The organism is Streptomyces luteolifulvus (assembly GCF_008806595.1).
Classification (GTDB): Bacteria; Actinomycetota; Actinomycetes; order Streptomycetales; family Streptomycetaceae; genus Streptomyces; species Streptomyces luteolifulvus.
Map to the genome: position 1 here is coordinate 1 of NZ_VZRB01000001.1, position 24554 is coordinate 24554.

The window sequence follows — 24554 nt, forward strand, 5'->3', positions numbered from 1 at the left end:
TAGACGACTGGGTTGATAGGCCAGATGTGGAAGCCGGGCAACCGGTGAAGCTGACTGGTACTAATAGGCCGAGGGCTTGTCCTCAGTTGCTCGCGTCCACTGTGTTTGTTCTGAGGCAACGACCGTTGCCGGCTTTGAGCAGAACATCCAACTGAAGAGTGTGCTTGTTCGCTCGAAACCAACAGGGTTTCGGTGGTCATAGCGTGAGGGAAACGCCCGGTCACATTCCGAACCCGGAAGCTAAGCCTTACAGCGCCGATGGTACTGCAGGGGGGACCCTGTGGGAGAGTAGGACGCCGCCGAACAATCTTTGGAGGACCCCTGGTCCCAGCGTTCAGCTGGGACCAGGGGTCCTTTGTTTTTACACTTGCGGTACCGAAGACAGGAGTCACCGATGTCCACCAACTCTCCCGACGACCGACCGGAGCGCGACCAGCGGCGACGGGACAGTGGTGACCGCGGTGATCGTGGCGGGTTCCGTGGGGGCCCGCGTCGTGGCAACGACCGCGGCAGCGACCGTGGCGGCGACCGCGGTGGCTACGGTCGCCGTGATGACCGTCGCGGCGATGACCGTCGTAGCGATGACCGCGGCGACCGCGGCGGCTTCCGTGGCCGTGACGACCGTGGCGACCGCGGGGGTGCCGGCCGGCGCGACGACCGCCCGAGCGGCCCTCGCCGTGACGACCGCGACCGTGGGTTCCGCAGGGACGGCGACCGTCCCCCGTTCCGTCGTGATGACGACCGGCGTGGTTTCCGCCGTGACGACGACCGTCGCGACGATCGTGCTGGTTACGGTCGCCGTGATGACCGTCGCGGCGATGACCGTCGTAGCGATGACCGCGGTGACCGCGGCGGCTTCCGTGGCCGTGACGACCGTACTGGTGGCTTCCGTCGCGATGACCGTGGCGATCGCGCCGAGCGCGGTGGATTCCGCCGGGACGACCACCGCGGAGAGCCGGCCGGCTACGGCCGGCGCGACGACCGCAAGGACGACCGTCGTGATGACCGCCGTGATGACCGCCGCGAGGGCGAGCGTTCCGGTTTCCGCCGTTCTGACGACCGCGGCTACGGACGCCGTGACGATCGCCGTGACGACCGCCGCGACGATCGTGCCGGTTACGGTCGCCGTGACGACCGCCGTGGTGAGGACCGCGGCGACCGCAGCAGCTTCCGTCGCGACGACAGCCGCGGAGACCGCGGAGGGTTCCGTGGCCGCGACGACCGTGGTCGTGACGACCGCGGCCGTGGCGGCTACGGACGGCGGGACGACCGCGGCGGCCGCCCCGGTGGCTTCCGTGGCCGGGACGACCGTGGCGGTCGCGACGACCGACGCGGTGGATTCCGCGGCCGCGACGAGCGGGACCGTGACCGCGACCGCGAGCCGATCAAGCGGCTGCCGATCCCCGAGGACGTCTCGGGCGACGAGATCGACAAGGACGTACGGCAGGAGCTGCAGAGCCTGCCCAAGACGCTCGCCGAGGACGTCGCCAAGAACCTGGTGATGGTCGCGCGGCTCATCGACGAGGACCCCCAGGGCGCGTACGGCTACTCCAGGGTGGCCCTGCGGCTGGCGTCGCGCGTCGCGGCCGTGCGTGAGGCGGCCGGCTTCGCCGCTTACGCGAACCAGAAGTACGGTGAGGCGCTCGCCGAGTTCCGGGCCGCGCGGCGGATGACCGGCAGTGCGGAGCTGTGGCCCGTGATGGCCGACTGCGAGCGTGGGCTCGGGCGGCCGGAGAAGGCGCTGGACATGGCCGGGGCGCCCGATGTGCACAAGCTCGACAAGGCCGGGCAGGTGGAGATGCGGCTCGTCGCGGCCGGCGCCCGGCGCGACATGGGGCAGCTCGACGCGGCCATCGTCACACTGCAGAGCCCCGAGCTCGCCTCCAGCTCCGTACAGCCCTGGACCGCGCGGCTGCGGTACGCGTACGCGGACGCGCTGCTCGCGGCCGGCCGGCGGGACGAGGCGCGGGAGTGGTTCGCCAAGGCCGTCGAGGCGGACAAGGACGGCAGCACGGATGCCTCGGACCGGCTCGCCGAGCTGGACGGTGTGGAGTTCGTCGACGCCTTCGACGAGAGCGAGGCCGACAGCGACGAGACCGAGGACGGCGACACGCCGGAGGCGTCCACGGAGGACGCCGGGGACGGCGACAAGGACGACAACGACAATGACGGCGACGCCGACGGCGACAAGAACTGACGCCGATCAGTGAGCTGTGAAGGGGCGGGATCCCGAGCCGGGGTCCCGCCCCTTTCGTATCTCATGGGTCCAGTTCGTACGTCACACGTCCAGTGCCCGCAGCACCAGTCCCGACGCCGGCTTCGGGCCGAACGAGGTCGACTTGCGGGGCATCGTGACGCCCTGGCGGGCGAGGTCGCGGACGACCTCCTCCCGGACCGGGTGCATCAGGACGGCCGTACCGCCGTCGCGTTCCGCCTTCTCGACCGTGGCGGCCGTGTCGTGGATGTAGGCGATGTGGGCGGGGGAGTCCTCGGGGATGTGCCAGACGTGTTCGAGGAGCGTGGCGTGCAGGACGGTCGCGTCGAGGGTGCGCCAGGCCGTGGGGCGGTCCGCCGGGATCGTACGGTCCAGGAGATCCGGGTCCGGACGGTCCACCAGGTGGAAGGCGCCGTCGCCGGCGAGAAGGAAGGCGTTGCCGACGCAGGCCGCGTCAGCCAGGGCCTCCAGTGCTGCCGGGAGGGGCACGTCGAGCCTGCGGACCTGGAACAGGCCGTCGAGGGCGGCCAGGGCCTCGCTCACCGGCAGTCCGTGCAGCAGTCGGTGGATGGCGCGGACGCGGAGCGGGTAGCGGGCCGTGTCGACGAGGAGGACCAGGCCGTAGTCCCAGGGGCCGGGAGCGGTGTGCTCCGCGCGTAGACGCCTGTACGTTGCCCAGCGGTGGTGGCCGTCGGCGATGAGGGCCTGATGCCGGGCCAGGTCGGACTGGATACCGGCCACGGTCTCCGGGTCGGTGATGGACCAGAGCCGGTGGCTGAAACCGTCCTCCGTGGTCGTCGCGAGGAGCGGCGGCCGACCGACGGCGTCCTCGACCGCCTCGGCAGCGGCGGCCGCGGGGTTGTCGCCCCGGTACGTCAGGAGCAGGGGTTCGAGGTTGGCGGAGGTGGCGCGCATGAGGGCCGCGCGGTCGGCGACCACGTGCGGCATGACGTCCTCGTGCGGCAGGACCACGCCCTCGGACGGGTCCGACAGGCGCAGGATGCCGATGATCCCGCGCTGGAGCATGCCCCCGCCGTCGCGCTGTTCGTAGACGTACAGGCCCGGTTCGGGGTCGGCGGTCAGGATTCCCTCGGACAGCCAGCGCCGCAGGGTGGCCGCCGCCTGTTCGCTGCGGGCGCTCGGGGTGGTGGCCTGGGGGAGGATCAGCCGGACGATGTTGTACGGGTCGGCGGACTGGAGGTGGTACAGGCCGTCGGGGCGGACGACGACGTCGTACGGAGGGGACGTCACGGCGGCCAGGCTGCCGACCCGGTCGGGGTCGTAGCGAAGGCCTCGGAACGGGGTGAGTTCCAGGCCTCGGCGCGCCGTTGCTTCCGAGTGACCTGCTGTGTTCATCCCGGCATCGTACGTGTGTGTCAGTGGCATGCGGGATGATCGGGGGAAAGCGAGCGAACGAGGAGCGATGTGGAATGAGCCGGAGCGTCAGGACGAGGCCCGAGGGCAGCGGCCAGGCCCTGAGCGAGGCGTACGACACGGCGCTGCTCGACCTGGACGGCGTGGTGTACGCGGGCGGCAACGCGATCGCGTACGCGGTGGACTCCCTCGCCACGGCGCGGGCGGGCGGGATGCATCTCGCGTACGTCACCAACAATGCGCTGCGGACGCCCGACGCCGTGGCCGGTCATCTCACCGAACTGGGGATACCGACGGGCGCGTCCGACGTCATCACCTCGGCGCAGGCGGTCGCCCGGCTGATCGCCGAGCAGGTGCCGGAGGGGGCGCGGGTGCTGGTGATCGGCGGGGAGGGGCTGCGGGTGGCGCTGCGCGAGCGCGGGCTGGAGCCGGTCGACTCGGCGGACGACGGTCCGGCGGCGGTGGTGCAGGGGTACGGCGGGCCCGAGCTGACCTGGGGCCGGTTCGCGGAGGCGTGCTACGCCATCGCGCGCGGGGTTCCGTGGTTCGCCTCCAACACTGATCTGACGATTCCCGGCGCGCGCGGGATCGGGCCGGGCAACGGCGCGGCGGTGGAGGTCGTCCGGATCGCCACCGGTGCCGAGCCGCAGGTGGCGGGCAAGCCGCTGCCGCCCATGCACCGCGAGACGGTTCTGCGGACCGGGGCCGAGCGGCCGCTGGTGGTCGGCGACCGGCTGGACACGGACATCGAGGGCGCGTTCAACGGGGACGTCGACTCGCTGCTCGTCCTGACCGGCGTGACCGACGGCGCGCAGCTGCTCGCCGCTCCGCCGCACCACCGGCCGACGTATGTCGACGCCGATCTGCGGGGACTGCTCACGAGCCAGCCCGAGGTCACCGAGGTCACCGAGGACGGCGAGGGCTTCCGGTGCGGCGGCTGGACGGCGACGGCGGGGGCCGAGCGGCTGGAGCTGGAGGGCGACGGCGAGGCCCTGGACGGCCTGCGGGCGTTGTGCGCGGCGGCCTGGACGGCGGCCGGGGAGGGAGTGTGCGAGCTGGATTCGGGGAAGGCTCTCGCCCGGCTGGGGCTATGAGTTCCCTTGTTCAACGAATTGCGAGGGTAGGCTAACCTTACTGGGTGTTGGTCGACACTCCTCCCGAACAGCGCGCGGAGACCGCCCCCGCGCCCCCAACTCGCCGGGCGATACGTGCCTTTGGGCTGCTCGTCTCCGTCGTGATCCTGATGCTCGTCGCGTTGGCGAGCATCGCGATCGGCGCGAAGGAGCTGTCCCTGGAACAGGTGTGGCACGGACTGTTCCAGGACTCGGGGACCTACGGCGACGTCGTGGTCGACGAGCGTCTGGCGCGGACGGTTCTCGGGCTGCTCGCCGGAGCGGCGCTCGGCCTCTCCGGAGCCGTGCTGCAGGCCCTGACCCGCAATCCGCTGGCCGACCCCGGACTACTCGGTATCAACGCGGGCGCGTCCGCCGCGGTCGTCACCGCCATCACCTACTTCGGCGTCACCTCGCTGACCGGCTATGTGTGGTTCGCCTTCTTCGGCGCGGCCGCGGTCGGGGCGCTGGTCTGGTTCCTCGGCGGCAGCCGGGGTGCCACACCGGTGCGGCTCGCGCTCGCCGGCACCGCGATCAGCGCCGCGCTCTACGGCTATCTCCAGGCCGTGATGATCACGGACGACGCCGCGCTCGGCAAGATGCGCTTCTGGACGGTCGGTTCACTGTCCGCGGCGACCGACGCGACCATCCTGCAGGTGCTGCCCTTCCTCGCGGCCGGCACGCTGCTCGCCCTCGGCCTCGCCCGGCCGCTGAACGCCATGGCGATGGGTGACGACACCGCGAAGGCCCTCGGCGCCCATCTGAACCGCACCCGCGCGCTGTCCATGTTCGCGGCCACCGTGCTGTGCGGCGCCGCGACGGCGGCATGCGGGCCGATCGTGTTCGTCGGCCTGATGGTCCCGCACGTCGTACGGTCCTTCACCGGCCCCGACCTGCGCTGGATCCTGCCGTACGCGACGATCCTGTCGCCCGTGCTGCTGCTCGGCTCCGACGTCATCGGCCGGGTCGTCGCCCGGCCCTCGGAGCTGCAGGTCGGCATCGTCACCGCGATCATCGGCGGGCCGGTCTTCATCTTTCTCGTACGACGGCGGAGGACGGCGCAGCTGTGAGGATCACCCGGGCCGACCGTGCCCTCCGTGCTACCCGTGCCATCAGGACCCCGGGCGGGCTGTCCGTCCGCCTGGACGTCCGCGCGTTCACCGTCGTCGTACTGCTGCTGCTCGCCGCCCTGGCCGCGAGCGTCGTGCTGATCGGCACCGGCGACTTCCCCATACCGGCCGCCGACGTGCTCAAGACCCTCCTCGGCGACGGCAATCCCGGGCAGGAGTTCATCGTGAACGAGCTGCGGCTGCCGCGGGTCCTCGTCGGGCTTCTGGTCGGTGCCTCGCTCGGCCTGGGCGGGGCGCTGTTCCAGTCCATCTCCCGCAATCCGCTGGGCAGTCCGGATGTGCTCGGCCTCGGGCAGGGGGCGACGGCCGGGGCGCTCGTGGTGATTGTTCTGATGTCCGGCGACGCGGCACAGGTCACGCTCGGGGCGCTGGTGGGCGGCCTGGCGACCGGGCTCGCGATCTATCTCCTCGCCTGGAAACAGGGTGTGCACGGCTATCGGCTGGTGCTGGTCGGGATCGGTGTGTCCGCGGTCCTCACGGCCGTCAACGGCTATCTGCTCACCGTCTCCGACATCATCGAGGCATCCCGTGCCGTCGTCTGGATGACCGGCTCCCTCAGCGGCCGTGACTGGTCCCAGGTGTGGCCGCTGCTCGTGCTGTGCGCCGTGCTCGTACCGCTCGTCCTCGTCAATGCGCGGGGGCTGCGGATGATGGAGATGGGCGACGACGTCTCGTACGCGCTCGGGGTACGCGTCGAGCGCGTTCGGCTGCTGCTGATGACCGCGGCCGTGCTGCTCACCGCGGCCGCCACCGCCGCCTGCGGCCCCGTCAGTTTCGTGGCGCTCACCGCGCCGCAGCTCGCCCGGCGGCTGACCCGCTCACCCGGCCCGAACCTGCTGCCCTCCCTGTGCATGGGTGCCGCCCTGCTGGTCACCGCCGACTGGATCTCCCAGTGGGTCTTCGGCGCCGACCAGCTGCCCGTGGGCGTGGTCACCGGCGTGCTCGGCGGCGTCTATCTGCTGTGGCTGCTGGTCACCGAGCGACGGGCGGGCCGGATATGAGCGCCGACCGCACCACCCGCAGCGGGCTGAACAACCGAAGGAGCACCGTGAACCGTCTGTCCGCCGACAACGTCACCCTCGCCTACGACCAGCGGGTCATCGCCGAGCAGCTGTCGGTGGGGATACCCGACCGCTCCTTCACCGTGATCGTCGGTCCGAACGCGTGCGGCAAGTCCACGCTCCTGCGGGCGCTGTCGCGGATGCTCAGGCCGAGCCGGGGCCGGGTGCTGCTCGACGGTCAGGTCATCCAGTCGATGCCGGCGAAGAAGGTCGCGCGGACGCTGGGGCTGCTGCCGCAGTCGTCGATCGCGCCGGACGGCATCACCGTCGCCGACCTGGTCGGCCGAGGCCGCTATCCGCACCAGGGCATCCTGCGCCAGTGGTCGGCCGAGGACGAGCGGGTCGTGCGGGAGTCGATGGCCCAGACCGGAGTCGCCGACCTCGCCGAGCGCTACGTCGACGAACTGTCGGGCGGTCAGCGGCAGCGCGTGTGGATCGCGATGGCGCTCGCCCAGCAGACGCCGCTGCTGCTCCTCGACGAGCCGACCACCTACCTCGACATCCAGCACCAGATCGACGTCCTCGACCTGTGCGCCGAGCTGCACGAGGAGCAGGGCCGCACCCTGGTCGCCGTCCTCCACGACCTCAACCACGCCGCCCGGTACGCCACGCACCTCATCGCGCTGCGCGGCGGGCGGATCATCGCCGAGGGTGCGCCGAACGACATCGTCACGGCCGAGCTGGTCGAGGAGGTCTTCGGGCTGCGCTGCCAGGTCATCGACGACCCGGAGACGGGGACGCCGCTGGTGGTGCCGGCGGCGCGCAGGGCGCGTACGGAAGCGAAGGTCGCCGCTACAGAAGCTTCCTGAGGAGCAGCAGGTCGCGCACGCCCGCGTGCAACTTCACCCGGCCCGAGCCCCAGGCCTTGGCGAAGTTCAGCCCGCCGTCGACCAGGGCGACCAGGTCGTCGCCGGCCATGCTCAGTCTGATCTGGGCCTTCTCGCGGGGCGGCCCCTGGAGCGTCTCGTGCACCTGGATCCGCCCGCCCGCCATGCGGCCGGCGAAGGTGACGTCCAGGTCGGTGATGTGGCAGCTCACCGAGCGGTCCAGGGCTGCGGCGGTGCGGATGCCCCCTTCGGCACGCTGCATGTTGTCCGAGAGCTTTTCGAGTGCGTCGCGGCACTCCTCGATCGTGGCCATCGAGATCGACGGTACCCCAGCGGTTCGGGGTAGCGTCTGGGCATGAGCGACTCTGTGCCCGAGGCCACGATTCCGGTGGAAGAGGTGGTTCCGGAGGGTGGTCCGGTCGACCCCGACCCCGATCCCGCCGCCCCCGCCCCGCTGAACGTGCCCCGCACCCCCACCGGCCATGCCGAAGTGGACGCCCAGCTGGAGCGCCTGGCCGACGCCGACCACCTCGCCACGGACGGACACCTTGAGGTGTACGAGGATGTACACAGGGGGCTGCGCGACGCGCTCACCGCGCTCGACGCCCGCCCGGGACCTCCGGTTCCCACCCGTCACCCGACCGCCGCCCCTCAATGAGACCCTTCGGGGCGTACCTTTTGATTGCCGTACGAAGGCAGGAGCTGAACCGAACGTGGCAGGAGTCGCACGCCGCCGTCTCGACGCGGAGCTGGTCCGCCGGAAGCTCGCGCGCTCGCGCGAGCATGCCGGCCAGCTGATCGCCGCCGGGCGGGTCACCGTCGGCAAGACCGTCGCGACCAAGCCCGCCACGCAGGTGGAGACCGCGGCCGCGATCGTGGTCGCCGCCGACGAGACGGATCCCGACTACGTGTCGCGGGGCGGCCACAAGCTCGCGGGCGCGCTGGCGGCGTTCGTGCCGCGGGGCCTCGTGGTCGAGGGCCGGCGCGCCCTGGACGCGGGGGCGTCCACCGGGGGATTCACCGATGTGCTGCTGCGCGCGGGAGCCTCCCACGTGGTCGCCGTCGACGTCGGGTACGGGCAACTCGCCTGGTCTCTTCAGAGCGATGAACGCGTCACCGTCAAGGACCGTACGAACGTACGCGAGTTGACGCTTGAAGCGATCGATGGGGAGCCTGTGGATCTTGTCGTGGGGGATCTGTCCTTCATCCCGCTCGGGCTGGTCCTGCCCGCCCTGGTGCGGTGCGTGAAGCCGGACGCCGACCTGGTGATGATGGTCAAGCCGCAGTTCGAGGTGGGGAAGGAACGGCTGGGCAGCGGGGGAGTCGTACGCAGCCCGCAGCTGAGGGCCGAGGCCGTGCGGGGCGTGGCCGGGCGGGCCGGGGAACTCGGGCTCGGGGTGCAGGGGGTCACCGCAAGTCCGCTGCCCGGGCCGTCGGGCAATGTCGAATACTTTCTGTGGCTGCGGGCCGGGGCACCGGAACTCGACCCGGCCGATGTTGACCGTGCAGTGGCGGAGGGGCCGCGTTGACAGAGAACCGAGCTCGTACTGTTTTCCTGCTCGCCCACACGGGGCGGCCCGCCGCCATCCGCAGCGCCGAACTCGTGGTGAAGGGGCTGCTGCGGGAGGGCATCGGCGTGCGCGTCCTGGAGTACGAGGCGCGCGACCTGCCGCTGCCGGACGAGGTGGAGCTCGTCAAGGAGGCCACTCCGCAGTGCCTCGACGGGTGTGAGCTGCTCATCGTGCTGGGCGGCGACGGGACGTTGCTGCGTGGCGCGGAGTTCGCCCGGGCGTCCGGGGTGCCGATGCTCGGCGTCAACCTGGGGCGGGTCGGCTTCCTCGCCGAGGCCGAGCGGGACGACCTCGACAAGGTCGTCGACCGGGTGGTGACCAAGTCGTACGAGGTCGAGGAGCGGATGACCGTCGATGTCGTCGTTCACCGCAACGGGGACATCGTGCACACGGACTGGGCGCTGAACGAGGCGGCCGTGCAGAAGGCCGGCGCGGAGAAGCTGCTCGAAGTCGTGCTGGAGATCGACGGCCGGCCGGTGACCGGCTTCGGGTGCGACGGGATCGTGCTGTCCACTCCGACCGGTTCCACGGCGTATGCGTTCTCCGCGGGCGGACCTGTGGTGTGGCCGGAGGTGGAGGCGCTGTTGATGGTGCCGATCTCCGCGCATGCGCTGTTCGCGAAGCCACTGGTCACTTCGCCCGATTCTGTGCTCGCGGTGGAGGTGCTGCCTCATATTCCGCCGGGGGTGTTGTGGTGCGACGGGCGGCGGACCGTGGAGTTGCCGCCGGGCGCGCGGGTCGAGGTGCGGCGGGGGGCCGTGCCGGTGCGGCTGGCTCGGTTGCATCATGCGTCGTTCACGGATCGGCTGGTCGCGAAGTTTGCGTTGCCCGTTTCCGGGTGGCGCGGGGCGCCGCACTAGCCATCTGCAAGGGGTGGCTCGTCAGTGACGGCGGGCGCGGGTGGTTTGTGGCTTGTCGCGCAATTCCCCGCGCCCCTTCAGGTGGGTCCACTCGCCCGGGTGACAGGGTGCCTCGCATATCCGCGCCCCTACCTCGTATGGTCGTGTCCGTGTTGGAGGAGATGCGGATACGGTCGCTCGGAGTCATCGACGACGCGGTCGTCGAGCTGTCGCCCGGATTCACCGCCGTGACGGGTGAGACGGGTGCGGGCAAGACCATGGTGGTCACCAGCCTGGGGCTGCTGCTGGGCGGGCGCGCGGACCCGGCGCTCGTGCGGATCGGTGCCGAGAAGGCGGTCGTGGAGGGGCGGATCGCCGTGCCCTTCGGTGCCTCGGCCGTCGTACGGGCCGAGGAGGCGGGCGCCGAGCTCGACGACGGTGCGCTGCTGATCAGCCGTTCCGTTTCCGCCGAAGGGCGCTCGCGGGCGCATCTGGGCGGGCGTTCCGTGCCCGTGGGGCTGCTCTCCGAGCTGGCCGACGACCTGGTGGCCGTGCACGGGCAGACCGACCAGCAGGGGCTGCTCAAGCTGTCCCGGCAGCGGCAGGCGCTCGACCGGTACGCCGGGGACGCCGTCGCCGTGCCGCTGGCCAAGTACACCGAGGCGTACCGGCGGCTGCGGGCCGTCTCCGTCGAGCTCGACGAGATCACCATGCGCGCGCGTGAACGGGCACAGGAAGCCGACATGCTCCGTTACGGGCTCGACGAGATCGCCGGGGTCGAACCGCGTGCCGGTGAGGACGTGGAGCTGGCCGAGGAGGCGGAGCGGCTGGGGCACGCGGAGGCGTTGGCGTCCGCCGCGACGGCCGGGCACGCCGCTCTGGCGGGCAACCCCGAGGACCCGGAGGGCGTCGATGCCTCGACGCTCGTCGCCGGCGCACAGCGGGCCCTGGACGCCGTGCGGTCGCACGATCCGGCGCTCGCCGCGCTCGCCGACCGGATCGGGGAGATCGGGATTCTGCTGGGCGATGTGGCGGGAGAGCTGGCGGGGTACGCCGACGACCTCGACGCGGATCCGCTGCGGCTGGCGGCCGTTGAGGAACGGCGGGCCGCGCTGGGCGCCCTCACCCGGAAGTACGGCGAGGACGTCGCCACGGTGCTGGCCTGGGCCGAGCAGGGCGCCGCGCGTCTGATCGAGCTCGACGGCGACGACGAGCGGATCGACGAGCTGACCGCCGAGCGGGATGCGCTGCGGGCCGAACTGGGCGGTCTGGCACAGGCGTTGAGCGACGCACGGACGGAGGCGGCGGAGCGGTTCGCGGCCGCGGTGACCGCCGAGCTGGCCTCGCTGGCCATGCCGCACGCGCGCGTGTCGTTCGCCATCCGGCAGACCGAGGACCCCGAGGGCGTCGAGGTCGGCGGGCGCACGGTGGCGTACGGACCGTCGGGTGTCGACGAGGTCGAGCTGCTGCTGGCCCCGCATCCGGGGGCGCCGCCGCGGCCGATCGCCAAGGGGGCCTCCGGTGGTGAGCTCTCCCGGGTGATGCTGGCCGTCGAGGTCGTGTTCGCGGGGACGGATCCGGTGCCGACGTATCTCTTCGACGAGGTCGACGCCGGTGTGGGCGGCAAGGCCGCGGTGGAGATCGGACGCCGGCTCGCCCGGCTCGCGAAGACCGCGCAGGTCGTGGTGGTGACGCATCTGCCGCAGGTGGCGGCGTTCGCCGACCGGCAGCTGCTGGTGGAGAAGACCAACGACGGCTCGGTCACACGGTCCGGCGTGAAGGTGCTCGAAGGGGAGGAGCGGATCCGGGAGCTGTCCCGGATGCTGGCCGGCCAGGAGGACTCGGAGACCGCGCGGGCCCACGCGGAGGAACTGCTGGCCACGGCCCGGGCCGACGCATAGCGGCCTCCTGGAGTGACGGGATGATCAAACGCGCGCCACGAACCACCTCGTTCGGCCTCGCGGCGGCCCTCACCCGGGCCGGCATCACCGCCCTGCGGACCAGGGCCCCCGGCGGCCGCGAACGCTGGGAGCGGAAGAACTACGCGGGGCGGACCGTCGAGTTGTCCGCGGGGCCGGCGACCGCCGTCGCGCTCGCGGCCGGATCGGCACGGGTCCACCCCGCCGCCGGGCTCGCGGTGCTCGTCGCCGGTGCCTGCGGGGCCTATGACGACATCGCCGGTGCGGGCGATCCCCGGCGCGGGTTCGGAGCACACCTCTCGGCGCTCCGGGACGGGGAGATCACCAGCGGGGCGGTCAAGCTGTTCGGGGTTGCCGGCGCGGGGCTCCTTGCGGGCGCGGTTCTCAAGGAGCGGCCCCTCGACAGGCTGCTGGCGGGGGTGGTCATCGCCGGGGCTGCGCACTTCGTGAACCTCGTGGACGTGCGGCCGGGGCGGGCCGCCGGTGCCGTGCTCGCCCTCGGAGCGCCCGGACTGCTGCGCAAGGGGACCGGTGCCGAGCTCTCCGCCGCCGCCATGGGAGCCGCCGCGGCGGTGCTGCCGGACGACCTCGGTGAGCGCGTGATGATCGGTGACACGGGTGCCCATGCGCTGGGCGCGGCTCTGGGGGCCGCCGTCGTCCTGGGCAACGGCAGGGCCGGGTTGCTGGCGCATGCCGCCGCAGTCGTCGCCGCGGCTGCGTGCGGTCACAAGGTCAGTGCGGGCGCGCGGTCGCTGGGCGGGACGTGAAGTGCCGGGCGGGTTCGGCCCGTTGGGACGACGGAGGCATCCGGAAGGGGGCCTTCCCTCACTCGTGTGAGTGACCCGGCGTGCCGCGCGGTCAGGGTGTCCGGCTCCCGGCGTTCCCGGAACACCCGTACGGCCTGGCATCCTTGACGGAGAACGCAGTACGCGTAGGAAGCGCGCGGTACACCCCTCCGCTCGATACCTTCTGTACGTTTCCTCGTGACCGCCCGACGCCGAACCAGGAGCCCCGGCCACGTGACCCCCGTGAGCAGCCACGCACCGCACGGCCAGTCACAGCTGCGCACCGTGCAGGTGCTGGGCGGCGGAAACGCCCGGAGCAGCGCGCATGTGCGCTCGCTGACCGCGGGGCTCGTGGCACGGGGCGTGCGGGTGACGGTGTGCGCCCCCGTCGAGGCGGATCACTCCTACGACTTCACCGGGGCCGGCGCCGACCATGTGCATGTGCCGCGCAGCAGCGACCCGGCCGCCGTGGCCGCGCTGCGGGCGGCGTGCGCGGACGCCGACCTGGTCCACGCCCACGGGCTGCACGCCTCCTTCCGCGCCGTGCTCGCGCTCGGCGGGCGCCGCACCCCCTTCGTCGTCACCTGGCACGACCGGGCGTACGCCGAGGGCGCGCGGGCCCATCTGCTGCGCCTCCTGGAGCGCCGGGTGGTGAAGGCCGCCTCCGTGGTGCTCGGGACCACCTCGGACCTGGTGGACCGGGCGCGCAGGACGGGAGCGCGGGACGCGCGGCTCGCCGCCGTCGCGATCCCCGCGCCCCGCACCTGCGCGGAGCAGGACGACCCCGACCGGCGAAAGCCCAAGGTGCGGGCCGAACTCGGTGCAACCGGGCGCCCGTTGCTGATGGCGGTCGGCTCCCTCGACCGGCACCGTGGCTATGACACGCTGCTGGACGCCACGCGCGCGTGGTGCCGTCTCGACCCGGTTCCCCTGGTCGTGATCGCAGGGGAGGGGCCGTTGCGGGGCGCGCTCCAGCGGCGGATCGAGAGCGAGGGGCTGCCGGTCCGGCTCATCGGGCGGCGCGACGACGTCAGCGAACTGCTCGCCGCCGCCGACCTCGCGCTCCTGCCGAGCCTGTGGGAATCACGGTCCGTGCTCGCCCAGGAGGCCCTGCACGCGCGTGTGCCGCTCGTGGCGACGGCTGTCGGCGGTGTCCCCGAACTTGTCGGCGACGGCGCCGAACTGGTCCCGAGCGCAGACGCGAAGGCCCTCGCCGACGCGGTGGTCCGGCTCCTCGGCAATCCCGAGCGGCGCGAGCTGCTGAGGGAGAAGGGCGCCCGGCAAGCGGCCACTTGGCCCACCGAGGACGAGACCGTCGCCCAAGTCCTCAGCGTCTATGACGAGTTGACACAGCCCAGGCCACTGGCCTGAGACGGTCAGCCGGACACTGGGCCGCGCCCCTGGCCTACGGCACGTGCCGGCGCGCCCGCAGCGCCAGGCTCAACGCCAGGACCGTCTGCGGGTCGTCGAGGTCGGTGCCCAGCAACTCCCCGATCCGCGCCAGGCGGTTGTAGAGCGTCTGCCGGTTGAGGTGCAGTTCGCGTGCCGTCTCCGCCTTGCGGCCCGCATGCGCCAAGTACGTCTGCAATGTGGGCAGAAGGGGCGGCTTGGAGCGGTTGTCGTGGTCCCGCAGTGGCCCGATCGCACGGTCCACGAAGGCCGCGAGGTCGGGATGGTCGCGCAGCCGCCACAGCAGCAGGTCGATGTCCAGACGGCGGGCGTCGTACCACGGCCGGTCCGACAGGCCCTGCGCCGCGGTCGCCGTCTCCGCCGCGTGCCGCAGCCCCGCCGAGGCCGCCGCCCAGCCGCCGGCCACCCCGACGACCACGACGGGCGGCAGGGCCCCCGGCCGCAGCATCCCGGCCCGCTCCACACCGGCCCGCAGCGCCGCCGCGACCCGGTCGGCCACCGTCGGCCGCTCCGACTCCGCACGCAGGCCCAGCAGCAGCGGGACACGGCCCTCGACAGGCCGTACACCGAACAGCACGGGAACGCCCAGCGCGGCCAGCTCCTCCGCGACCGCGCGCGCCAGGACTGCCCAGCCGCCCCCGCTCTCGGCTCCGCCGGACGGGGCGGTGCCCCCGCCCGGGGACAGGGAGCCGCCCAGCCGCATCACCACCGGCAGCAGAGGACTGTCGCCCGGCTTGAAGCCCAGGACACGTGCCTGCGCGGGCGCGTCCTCCGCCGCGATACGGCCCTCGGCCAGGTCCGTGAGGAAGTCACCGCGCCCCCGGGCCGCCAGCTCCTCCTCCTGCCGGGCCTGCATCAGCACCACGGCCAGCAGCCCCGCGGCCCGCTCCGCGGAGATCCGGTGCACGGGCGCCAGGGGAGCCCGTACGGGCAGCAGCACGAGCCGGGCCCGCACCGCACCCGGGCCGGGCCCGCCGCCCGGCACGTCCACGAGGACCGAACCGGCCGGTGGCGGGGCGTCCCTGTGCTGGCCGCGCAGCCCCTCCCACACCTGCAGCGGGTCCGCGCCCTCGGGTCCGGCGCCCGCGGCGTACAGGAGCCGGCCGTCCGTCGTCTCCAGGAAGACCGGGTTGTCGCTGAAGCCGGCCAGGATGCCGAGCACCTGCGGGACTCCGCCGCCGCCGAGCAGGGCCTCGGTGCATCGGCGGTGCACCTCCTCGGCCCGCTGCAGAAGTGCGTAGTGGTGGTTGACGATCTCGGTGTGGATCTCCTCCGTGACCGTCACGAACGGCACCTCGCGGTGCAGTTGGACCAGGGGCAGCCCTGCCGTCCGCGCCGTGTCGACGAGGGCGGCGGGCAGCCGCGCGAAGCGCGGGCCGAGCTCCACGACGAGGGCCGCGATGCCCCGCTCTGCCAGGGTGCGCACGAACGCGCGCTGGTCGGCCGGACGGGTGCCGAGGCCGTAGCCCGTGGTCAGCAGCAGCTCGCCGCCCTTCAGCAGGGAGGCGATGTTGGGGACCTCGCCCGCGTGCACCCAGCGCACGGTGCGCTGCAGCCGGTCGGCGCCCGCGAGGATCTCGGGCAGCCCGCTGCGCAGCCCGGGCAGCTCCAGCGCCCGCTGGACGGTGATCCCCGCGCCCTGGCTGTCGAATCTGCCACCCGCACCGCTGCCCGTACCGCTGCCCGTACTGTTGTCCGTACCGCCGCCCGTACCGCTGTCCATGAGTCGGACGCTACCCGTGCCGGTGCTTCCGGGACATCCCCGGGCCGCACCTTGACGATCATCGGGCGATGCGTCTCACCGGGTCGGGCGTTCGCCGCGGGGCCCGGCCCTCAGGCCGGGCGGATGTTGTGGTTGAAGCGGAACACGTTGTCGGGGTCGTAGCGCCGTTTCAGTTCGGCGAGGCGTCGGGTGTTCTCCGCGCCCAGGCCGGCCACCACGCGTTCCGGCCCCTCGTCGCCGATGAAGTTGAGGTAGACCGCGCCGGTGCTCCACGGCCGCACGTCGGCGCGGACGTCCCGGACCCACCGGATGCCCCGCTCGTCATCGGCCGGGTCCTCCCAGACGCCGAACGGGTGCACGGCCCACGGCGCGTCCCGGTAGGGCACCGGATACGCGTGGGGGCCAGCTGCGATCGCGCCGCCCTGCGGGAGCAACACGTGCTGGGTGCCGGTCGGCACGGGCATCGACCGAGCGCGGGCGCAGAAGGCGTCCACGAAGTCGTCGGGCGCCCCGGTCAGGTACTCCGCCGACCAGTAGTTCCGCATCCCGGGCGGATCGTCGAGCATGCACTGGACCTCCGCGTACGGCATCGCCCCGACGATCTCCGCCTCGTGCGGCAGCGCCAGCAGCGGCTCCGCGAGCTTGCGCATGTCGGCCTCGGTGCCGACGTACGTCAGCAGCGCACAGCACACCAGCGTGCCGACCAGGTGCGGCGGTACGAACTCCTCGGGCGGGCCGGTGACATAGATGATCGCGCCGCTCGCCTCGTCCGGGCCGGCGTTGATCACGTCGCGGTAGGTGCGCACGGCCTCGGGGCCGAACTCCGGGGCGTACATCACCAGCGCGATGGAGAACTCAGGCAGCTCGTACAGCTTCAGGGTGAGCGCGGTCGCGATGCCGAAGTTGCCTCCCCCGCCGTGCAGGGCCCAGAACAGGTCGGGGTTCTCGTCGGCGCTCGCGCGGGTCCGCTCGCCGTCCGCCGTGACCAGCTCGACACCGAGCAGATTGTCCACGGCGAGTCCGCACCAGCGGTCCAGCCAGCCGCCGCCACCGCCGAGGACGAAGCCGCCGACGCCGGTGGTGGAGACCCGTCCGCCGGTCGTGGCGAGCCCGTGCGGCTGGGTGGCGCGGTCCAGGTCGCTCATGATGGCGCCGCCCGCGACCCGTACCGCCTCGGCCGCGGGATGGACGGTGACGCCGCGCATATGACGCAGGTCGACCACCAAGCCGCCGTCGTTCAGCGCCATGCCCGCCACGCTGTGCCCGCCGCCGCGCACCGCGATCTGCAGGTCGAGCTCACGGGCGAAGCGCACGGCACGCACGACATCGGCCTCGTCCACGCACTGCGCGATCACCGCGGGACGCCGGTCGATCATCGCGTTGAAGACGGTCCGGGCGTCGTCGTAGCCCGGATCCCCGGGGGCGAACAGATCGCCGACCAGATCCTCGCGCAGCGCGGCGAGGGCCGCGCCCGCCTTCGACGGGGAAGCCATGAGGCGCCCCCTTCCGTACAGGGGCAGTTGGCGTTCCCAGCCTAGGCGGGCCGGGCCGGGCGGTCCTGTTCAGCCGCCGTACGCCCCGGACGCCGTCAGCCGCAGTGCCGTGTCGATGAGCGGAACGTGGCTGAACGCCTGCGGGAAGTTGCCGACCTGACGCTGCAGACGGGGGTCCCACTCCTCCGCCAGCAGACCGAGGTCGTTGCGCAGCGACAGCAGCTTCTCGAACAGCTTGCGGGCCTCGTCCACGCGGCCGATCATCGCGAGGTCGTCCGCCATCCAGAACGAGCAGGCGAGGAAGGCACCCTCGTCCCCGGGCAGGCCGTCGACGCCCTCCTCCGCGCCCGAGGTCGGGTAGCGCAGGATGAACCCGTCCGGCGTGGACAGCTCCCGCTGGATCGCCTCGATGGTGCCGATCACGCGCTTGTCGTCCGGGGGCAGGAAGCCCATCTGCGGGATGAGGAGCAGCGAGGCGTCCAGCTCTTTGGAGCCGTACGACTGTGTGAACGTGTTGCGCTCCTTGTCGTAGCCCTTCTCGCACACGTCCCGGTGGATGTCGTCGCGCAGTTCGCGCCACCGGTCCAGCGGGCCGTCCGCGTCGCCGGACTCGATCAGCTTGATCGTGCGGTCCACGGCCACCCAGGCCATCACCTTCGAGTGCACGAAGTGGCGGCGCGGGCCGCGCACCTCCCAGATGCCCTCGTCCGGCTCGTCCCAGTGGTCCTCGAGGTAGCGGATGAGCTTGAGCTGGAGCAGGGCCGCGTAGTCGTTGCGGGCCAGGCCCGTCATATGGGCCAGGTGCAGGGCCTCGGTGACCTCGCCGTACACATCCAGCTGGAGCTGGTGCGCGGCGCCGTTGCCGACCCGGACGGGAGCGGAGTTCTCGTAGCCGGGCAGCCAGTCCAGCTCCGCCTCGCCGAGCTCGCGCTCGCCCGCGATGCCGTACATGATCTGCAGGTTCTCGGGGTCGCCGGCGACCGCGCGCAGCAGCCACTCGCGCCAGGCGCGGGCCTCCTCGCGGTAGCCGGTGCGCAGCAGCGAGGAGAGGGTGATGGCCGCGTCACGCAGCCAGGTGTAGCGGTAGTCCCAGTTGCGCACGCCGCCGATCTCCTCGGGCAGCGAGGTCGTGGGGGCGGCGACGATGCCGCCGGTCGGGGCGTACGTCAGGGCCTTCAGCGTGATCAGCGAGCGGACCACCGCCTCGCGGTAGGGACCGTGGTACGTGCAGTGCTCCACCCACTCGCGCCAGAAGTCCTCCGTCGCCTCCAGCGACTGCTCCGGCTCCGGCAGCGGCGGCGGCTGCCGGTGCGAGGGCTCCCACGAGATGGTGAAGGCGATCCGGTCCCCGGGCGCGACCGTGAAGTCCGAGTACGTCGTCAGCGACTTGCCGTAGGTCTCGGCGGACGTGTCGAACCAGACGGAGTCGGGGCCCGCGACGGCCACCGTGCGCCCCTCGTGGCGGTGCACCCACGGGACGACCCGGCCGTACGAGAAACGCATCCGCAGGGCCGAACGCATCGGGACACGGCCCGAGACGCCCTCCACGATCCGGATGAGCTGCGGGGCGCCGTCACGCGGGGGCATGAAGTCGATCACCCGGACCGTGCCGCGCGGCGTGTCCCACTCGGATTCCAGGATCAGCGAGTCGCCGCGGTAGCTGCGCCGGGCCGCGGTGGGCGGCTCGGCGTCGGACGCGTGTGCCGGCCCGAGCCGCCAGAAGCCGTGCTCCTCGGTGCCCAGCAGACCGGCGAAGATGGCATGCGAGTCGAAGCGGGGCAGGCACAGCCAGTCCACCGTGCCGTCCCGGCAGACCAGGGCAGCGGTCTGCATGTCTCCGATGAGTGCGTAGTCTTCGATGCGCCCGGCCACGTGCAACTCCAGTCGAACGGCCACGTCACCCCCAGCAGGGGGCTTTCGCTAGTGCGGTCAGGGGGTCGTTGTAATGCGTCGTTGAGCGGTGAAGCAAAGCAGCCGCTCGTGCCATGTGGCAAAACGACAATCTCTGCTCAACGATCTGACGAGCTCTCGTTGTTCCGGTGGTACGGGCGGGGGTGGTGCCGTGTTGCCGGCCGGGCTCGGCAGCGAGTGTCCGAGCAGGATACGACGCACGTAGATGATCTGCGTGCCGCTCCGGGCAACCCGGCTCAGCCGAACGGGTGAGCAGTGGGCGAGATACCCCCGACCCCTCACGGGTCCGTGGCGACCTGTGCGCGGAGCGTGGCCGGAAGCCATCCCGTCCAGGCGCTGATACCCTGGTAGCCCGTGGACCGGTGGGCAAGAAACCCCCGAACCGCAGCGACGGCACCTCCGGAATTTCCGGGTCGGCAGCCGCACCGCACCCCATACCGCGACCACGGGAGCCCCCTCTTGGCCATGCCGCCCGCTGCTTTCCGAAACAGCACCACGACGACCAAGCACATCTTCGTCACCGGGGGTGTCGCCTCCTCGCTCGGCAAGGGCCTCACGGCCTCCAGTCTCGGCATGCTGCTCAAGGCGCGGGGCCTGCGCGTCGTGATGCAGAAGCTCGACCCGTACCTCAACGTCGACCCGGGCACGATGAACCCGTTCCAGCACGGTGAGGTGTTCGTCACCAACGACGGCGCCGAGACCGACCTGGACATCGGCCACTACGAGCGTTTCCTCGACCGCGACCTGGACGGCTCCGCGAACGTCACCACCGGTCAGGTCTACTCGACCGTGATCGCCAAGGAGCGGCGCGGTGAGTACCTCGGCGACACGGTCCAGGTCATCCCGCACATCACCAACGAGATCAAGCACCGCATCCGCCGTATGGCGACGGACGAGGTGGATGTCGTGATCACGGAGGTCGGCGGAACCGTCGGCGACATCGAGTCGCTGCCGTTCCTGGAGACCGTCCGCCAGGTCCGTCACGAGGTCGGCCGTGACAACGTCTTCGTCGTCCACATCTCGCTCCTGCCGTACATCGGCCCCTCGGGAGAGCTGAAGACGAAGCCGACCCAGCACTCGGTTGCGGCCCTGAGGAACATCGGTATCCAGCCGGACGCCATCGTGCTGCGCTGCGACCGCGAGGTGCCCACCGCGATCAAGCGCAAGATCTCGCTGATGTGCGACGTCGACGAGGCCGCCGTGGTCGCCTGCCCCGACGCGCGCTCGATCTACGACATCCCGAAGACCGTGCACGGCGAGGGCCTGGACGCCTATGTCGTCCGCAAGCTGGACCTGCCGTTCCGCGACGTGGACTGGACGACCTGGGACGACCTGCTCGACCGCGTCCACAACCCCGACCACGAGATCACCCTCGCCCTGGTCGGCAAGTACATCGACCTGCCCGACGCCTACCTCTCGGTCATCGAGGCCCTGCGCGCGGGCGGCTTCGCCAACAAGGCCCGCGTGAAGATCAAGTGGGTCACCTCCGACGACTGCAAGACCCCGGCGGGCGCGGCCCAGCAGCTCGGCGACGTCGACGGCATCTGCATCCCGGGCGGCTTCGGCGACCGCGGTGTCCTCGGCAAGGTCGGCGCCATCCGCTACGCCCGCGAGAACAGGATCCCGCTGCTCGGCCTGTGCCTGGGCCTGCAGTGCATCGTCATCGAGGCCGCACGCAACCTGGCCGACATCACCGACGCCAACTCCACCGAGTTCGACTCGGCGACCTCCCACCCGGTCATCTCCACGATGGCCGAGCAGCTGGACATCGTCGCCGGCGAGGGCGACATGGGCGGAACGATGCGCCTGGGCATGTACCCGGCCAAGCTGGCCGAGGGCTCGATCGTGCGCGAGGTGTACGACGGCAAGGAGTACGTCGAGGAGCGGCACCGCCACCGCTACGAGGTGAACAACGCCTACCGCGCGGAGCTGGAGAAGAAGGCCGGCATCCTCTTCTCGGGCACCTCGCCGGACGGCAAGCTCGTCGAGTACGTCGAGTACCCGCGCGACGTCCACCCGTACCTGGTCGCGACCCAGGCGCACCCCGAGCTGCGGTCGCGTCCGACGCGTCCGCACCCGTTGTTCGCCGGGCTCGTGAAGGCCTCGGTCGAGCGGAAGAATTCGAAGTAACACACCAGTTGTACGGTGGCCGGGGCGGATCCCTTCAAAAGGTGATCACCCCGGCTGCTTTTTTCCTGTGCGGCCGTGTGGCTGCCGTAGGTCTGGAAGGACAGGCATGACGATCAAGGACACCCCCGAGGAGTGGGAGGTCCGGGCGACCCAGACCCCCTTCGTGGGCAACAAGACCTCCGTCCGCACCGACGACGTGGTCATGCCCGACGGGTCCGTGGTCCGCCGCGACTACCAGGTCCACCCGGGCTCCGTGGCCGTCCTCGCCCTCGACGACGCCGGCCGCGCCCTGGTCATCCGCCAGTACCGGCACCCCGTGCGCCACAAGCTGTGGGAGATCCCGGCCGGTCTGCTCGACGTCCCCGGCGAGAACCCGCTGCACGCCGCTCAGCGCGAGCTGTACGAGGAGGCGCACGTCAAGGCGGAGGACTGGCGTGTGCTGACCGACGTCTACACCACCGCCGGCGGCTGCGACGAGGCCGTACGGATCTTCCTCGCCCGGGGCCTGTCCGAGGCCGAGGGCGAGCGCTTCGAGGCCGAGCACGAGGAGACCGACATGGAACTGTCGCGTGTGCCGGTCGACGAGCTCGTACGCGGGGTGCTCGCCGGCGAGCTGCACAACAACTGCCTGGTGGTGGGAGTGCTTTCGCTGGTGGCCGCACAGCAGGGCGACGGACTCGACGCGCTGCGCCCGGCGGAGGCTTCCTGGCCGGCGCGCCCCTTCGAGTCCTGAACAACCGTCTCCACCAACCGAAGTGACCCTCCGCCCATCGGTGTGACCATCGGCTGATCCGATCGAGGGACGTGTCCGCCGCGCTCCGCCCGGAACGTAGCAGAGCGTGAACTAGGCTCTGGAACGTGCCTCGGCCGGAGTCCCGGCGGGCTTGCGCGTGCGGTGGGACGGGAGTGTGGCCCGTGACGGATCAGGCGGTGGACCCAGACGGTGGGCGGCTCACGGGACACGCTGCCGTTCAGACCCGGTTCCTGGGCCGTACAAGGGAGTTGAAGGAACTCGGCGCCGACATCGAGCGCGCCGGCCTCGACACCCTCTCCGGCCGGAAAGCCCCCCGCGCGCGCGTGCTGCTCATCGCGGGCAGGCCCGGCTCGGGCCGTACGGCGCTCGCCGAGGAACTCGTACGGCAGGTCGCCGGCCGTTACCCGGACGGGGTGCTGCGTGCCCGGCTCCGCGAACCCGACGGCACCCCCGTGCCCACCGAGCGCACCGCTCGCGAGCTGCTCACCGCCCTGGAGCTGCCCACCCCTGCGGGAGCCGCCGAGGACGACCTCACGGCGGCGTTCCGTGAGGCCCTCGCCGACCGCCGGGTCCTGCTGCTGCTCGACGACGCGGCCGACGCCGAGCAGGTCGACGCCCTGCTCCCGGACACCCCGCAGTGCCTGGTCGTCGCCGTCTCCGAAGGTCCCCTCACCGGGATCGCGGACGTCCGCCCGTGCACCCTCGGCGGCCTCGACACCAAGTCCGCCCTGGAACTGCTGGCCCGGCACACCGGCTCGGTCCGTATCACCGTCGACCCCCGCGCCGCCGAGGGCCTGGTCGAGGCGTGCCAGGCCCAGCCCGCCGCGCTGACCCTGGCGGGCGGCTGGCTCGGCGCCCGCCCCAAGGCCGCCGTCGCCGACCTCGCCAAACAGCTGCATGCCGAGGGCGACGACGGGACACCGCTGAGCCGGGTCTTCCGGCTCGCCCACGCCTCCCTGTCCGACCGGGCCGCCCGGATGCTGCGGCTGCTCTCACTGGCCCCGTCCGGCCTGGCCGACCCGCACACCGCCTCCGCGCTCGCCGGCTGCTCGGTCGACGCCGCCCGCACGACACTGGACCAGTTCGTTGCCCTCGGCCTGCTGCGGGCCGTGGACGCTCCGCTGCCGCAGTACGAGGTCCCGGGCTGCCTCCAGCCCCTTCTGCGGGCCCTCACCGAGACCCAGGAGCGCCCGGCGGAGGTGCAGCTGGCCCGCGCCCGCATGCTGGAGCGGACGGTGCGGCTGCTGCAGTCGTGCCGGGCGATCACCGAGACGGACAACCCCGAGGCACGCCAGAGGCTCCAGGGACTGCCCCGCGCGCTGCGCTTCCCGACCCCCGCGGCCGCCGCCGAGTGGCTCACCCTGCGCCGGCCGGCCCTGCTGGCCTCCGCGCGTCTGGCCGTCGCCGACGGGGAGCTGGACACCCTGGCCAGACGCCTGATGTCCCAGCTCGTACGGGCGATGGCCGCCCACTTCGGCACCCAGGCGGCCGCCCCCGATCTGTACGGCATCCACCAGCTCGTCCTGGACGTGGCCGAGCGCCGCAGACTGCCCCGCGAGAAGGCCGCGGCCCTGCTGAACCTCGGCGACCTGGATGCCCGGACCGGCCGCACCAAGGTGGCACTGGCGCGCTATCGGGCCGCCCTGGACGCCGCACGCGAAGCACAGGACCCGTATGCGACCGCCCGCGCGATGGAATCCGTGGCGGGCACCCATCTGGAGCTCGGCGACTACGACCGGGCCGCCGACTGGTACGGCCGGGCCCTCGCCCAGCGGCTGGCCCGGGACGAGCGCGCGGAGGCCGCCCGGCTGTACGGCAGGATCGCCGCCGCGCACACCTACGCGGGCCGTTACGGCGAGGCGCTGCGGAGCTGGCGCGCCGCGGCCGCCGGGTACCGGAAGGACGGCGATGTGGGGGCCCACGCACGTGCGTTGAGCGAGCTGGCCCGGGTGCAGGAGTACGCGGGACGGCCCGAGGAATCGCTGCGCACCTGCGGGGAGGCGGTGGAGTGGGCGCGCCGGGCAGGGGACGCCCGGCTGCAGGCCGCACTGCAGCTGCGGCTCGCCGACACCCTGGAGCACCTGGGCGACCCCGCGGCGGCCCGGCTGCACCGGGGCGCCGCGGAGCGGATGCTGGGAGAGGAGCTGCCGAAGGCCGGGCCGGGGCCGGAACCCGGGGGTGCGGAGGCGGAGCACGGCACTGATGCCTACGAAATCCGTAGTGCATCCGCAGAAGATTGATGCATTGAAAGGCTAGACAGCGAGAACGCCTTCATTAGACTGGCTCTGCCGCACCTTCTC

The 24554-nt window shown here is 72.1% G+C and carries 19 protein-coding genes and 2 rRNA genes; 16 read left to right on the forward strand and 5 right to left on the reverse strand.

Annotated elements, in window-relative coordinates:
- The 3 genes from F7R91_RS00005 to F7R91_RS42440 all read left to right on the forward strand — a co-directional run.
- Nucleotides 1-84, forward strand: a 23S ribosomal RNA gene (locus F7R91_RS00005); the annotation flags it as partial.
- A 104-nt stretch (nucleotides 85-188) separates the two neighbouring features.
- Nucleotides 189-305, forward strand: a 5S ribosomal RNA gene (rrf, locus tag F7R91_RS00010).
- A gap of 1088 nt (nucleotides 306-1393) precedes the next feature.
- Nucleotides 1394-2197 carry a tetratricopeptide repeat protein gene (locus F7R91_RS42440; protein WP_225320495.1) on the forward strand — a complete coding sequence of 268 codons (804 nt, stop codon included), beginning with the start codon at nucleotides 1394-1396 and terminating at the stop codon, nucleotides 2195-2197.
- A gap of 81 nt (nucleotides 2198-2278) precedes the next feature.
- Here the strand turns inward: F7R91_RS42440 and F7R91_RS00020 are convergent, their stop codons facing one another.
- Nucleotides 2279-3571, reverse strand: coding sequence for a DUF1015 domain-containing protein (locus tag F7R91_RS00020; protein WP_150943076.1), 1293 nt, complete (start codon nucleotides 3569-3571; stop codon nucleotides 2279-2281).
- A gap of 74 nt (nucleotides 3572-3645) precedes the next feature.
- Here F7R91_RS00020 and F7R91_RS00025 point away from each other — a divergent pair, with 74 nt between their 5' ends.
- The 4 genes from F7R91_RS00025 to F7R91_RS00040 are packed head-to-tail and all read left to right on the forward strand — an operon-like array spanning nucleotide 3646 to nucleotide 7701.
- A complete protein-coding gene (locus F7R91_RS00025; protein WP_150943078.1) occupies nucleotides 3646-4683 on the forward strand; it encodes an HAD hydrolase-like protein in 1038 nt (345 codons plus the stop codon).
- 44 nt (nucleotides 4684-4727) lie between these two features.
- The gene (locus F7R91_RS00030) at nucleotides 4728-5771 is read left to right on the forward strand and encodes a FecCD family ABC transporter permease (RefSeq protein ID WP_150943080.1); all 1044 of its coding nucleotides are present in this window, start codon (nucleotides 4728-4730) and stop codon (nucleotides 5769-5771) included.
- Nucleotides 5768-6832, forward strand: a complete 1065-nt coding sequence (locus F7R91_RS00035; RefSeq protein ID WP_150943082.1) for a FecCD family ABC transporter permease — start codon at nucleotides 5768-5770, stop codon at nucleotides 6830-6832. The genes F7R91_RS00030 and F7R91_RS00035 overlap by 4 nt, the downstream gene beginning before the upstream one ends.
- Nucleotides 6829-7701: an ABC transporter ATP-binding protein gene (locus F7R91_RS00040; protein WP_150943084.1), complete on the forward strand. Its 873-nt coding sequence runs from the start codon at nucleotides 6829-6831 to the stop codon at nucleotides 7699-7701. Before F7R91_RS00035 ends, F7R91_RS00040 begins: the two co-directional genes overlap by 4 nt.
- On the opposite strand, the gene F7R91_RS00045 is transcribed toward F7R91_RS00040, so the two are convergent.
- Nucleotides 7685-8032: a sterol-binding protein gene (locus F7R91_RS00045; protein ID WP_150943086.1), complete on the reverse strand. Its 348-nt coding sequence runs from the start codon at nucleotides 8030-8032 to the stop codon at nucleotides 7685-7687. The two genes, F7R91_RS00040 and F7R91_RS00045, sit on opposite strands and share 17 nt — an antisense overlap.
- A 42-nt stretch (nucleotides 8033-8074) precedes the next feature.
- Between F7R91_RS00045 and F7R91_RS00050 the strand changes: the two genes are divergently transcribed.
- From F7R91_RS00050 to F7R91_RS00075, 6 genes are all read left to right on the forward strand, one after another.
- The gene (locus tag F7R91_RS00050; RefSeq protein ID WP_150943088.1) at nucleotides 8075-8377 is read left to right on the forward strand and encodes a hypothetical protein; all 303 of its coding nucleotides are present in this window, start codon (nucleotides 8075-8077) and stop codon (nucleotides 8375-8377) included.
- Between the two features lie 55 nt (nucleotides 8378-8432).
- Complete coding sequence (locus F7R91_RS00055) at nucleotides 8433-9248, forward strand: TlyA family RNA methyltransferase (protein ID WP_150943090.1); 816 nt, start codon at nucleotides 8433-8435, stop codon at nucleotides 9246-9248.
- The gene (locus tag F7R91_RS00060; protein WP_150943093.1) at nucleotides 9245-10150 is read left to right on the forward strand and encodes an NAD kinase; all 906 of its coding nucleotides are present in this window, start codon (nucleotides 9245-9247) and stop codon (nucleotides 10148-10150) included. Before F7R91_RS00055 ends, F7R91_RS00060 begins: the two co-directional genes overlap by 4 nt.
- A gap of 137 nt (nucleotides 10151-10287) precedes the next feature.
- Entirely contained in the window at nucleotides 10288-12030 is a 1743-nt protein-coding gene (recN, locus tag F7R91_RS00065; RefSeq protein WP_191971290.1) for a DNA repair protein RecN, read from the forward strand.
- Nucleotides 12031-12050: 20 nt separating this feature from the next.
- Complete coding sequence (locus F7R91_RS00070; RefSeq protein WP_150943095.1) at nucleotides 12051-12815, forward strand: hypothetical protein; 765 nt, start codon at nucleotides 12051-12053, stop codon at nucleotides 12813-12815.
- 252 nt (nucleotides 12816-13067) lie between these two features.
- Nucleotides 13068-14204 (forward strand): glycosyltransferase family 4 protein, encoded by a 1137-nt coding sequence (locus tag F7R91_RS00075; RefSeq protein ID WP_150943096.1) that lies wholly within the window; start codon nucleotides 13068-13070, stop codon nucleotides 14202-14204.
- Nucleotides 14205-14238: 34 nt separating this feature from the next.
- Here the strand turns inward: F7R91_RS00075 and F7R91_RS00080 are convergent, their stop codons facing one another.
- The 3 genes from F7R91_RS00080 to F7R91_RS00090 form a co-directional block, all read right to left on the reverse strand.
- A complete protein-coding gene (locus F7R91_RS00080) occupies nucleotides 14239-15966 on the reverse strand; it encodes a PucR family transcriptional regulator (protein ID WP_150943098.1) in 1728 nt (575 codons plus the stop codon).
- A 110-nt stretch (nucleotides 15967-16076) separates the two neighbouring features.
- Nucleotides 16077-17459 (reverse strand): FAD-binding oxidoreductase, encoded by a 1383-nt coding sequence (locus tag F7R91_RS00085; protein WP_150943100.1) that lies wholly within the window; start codon nucleotides 17457-17459, stop codon nucleotides 16077-16079.
- Between the two features lie 69 nt (nucleotides 17460-17528).
- Nucleotides 17529-19331 (reverse strand): glycoside hydrolase family 15 protein, encoded by a 1803-nt coding sequence (locus F7R91_RS00090; RefSeq protein WP_150943897.1) that lies wholly within the window; start codon nucleotides 19329-19331, stop codon nucleotides 17529-17531.
- A gap of 504 nt (nucleotides 19332-19835) precedes the next feature.
- Between F7R91_RS00090 and F7R91_RS00095 the strand changes: the two genes are divergently transcribed.
- From F7R91_RS00095 to F7R91_RS00105, 3 genes are all read left to right on the forward strand, one after another.
- The gene (locus F7R91_RS00095; protein ID WP_150943102.1) at nucleotides 19836-21500 is read left to right on the forward strand and encodes a CTP synthase; all 1665 of its coding nucleotides are present in this window, start codon (nucleotides 19836-19838) and stop codon (nucleotides 21498-21500) included.
- 106 nt (nucleotides 21501-21606) lie between these two features.
- A complete protein-coding gene (locus F7R91_RS00100) occupies nucleotides 21607-22233 on the forward strand; it encodes an NUDIX domain-containing protein (RefSeq protein WP_150943103.1) in 627 nt (208 codons plus the stop codon).
- A gap of 182 nt (nucleotides 22234-22415) precedes the next feature.
- Nucleotides 22416-24494 carry a tetratricopeptide repeat protein gene (locus F7R91_RS00105; RefSeq protein WP_150943105.1) on the forward strand — a complete coding sequence of 693 codons (2079 nt, stop codon included), beginning with the start codon at nucleotides 22416-22418 and terminating at the stop codon, nucleotides 24492-24494.
- Nucleotides 24495-24554 lie beyond the last annotated feature (60 nt).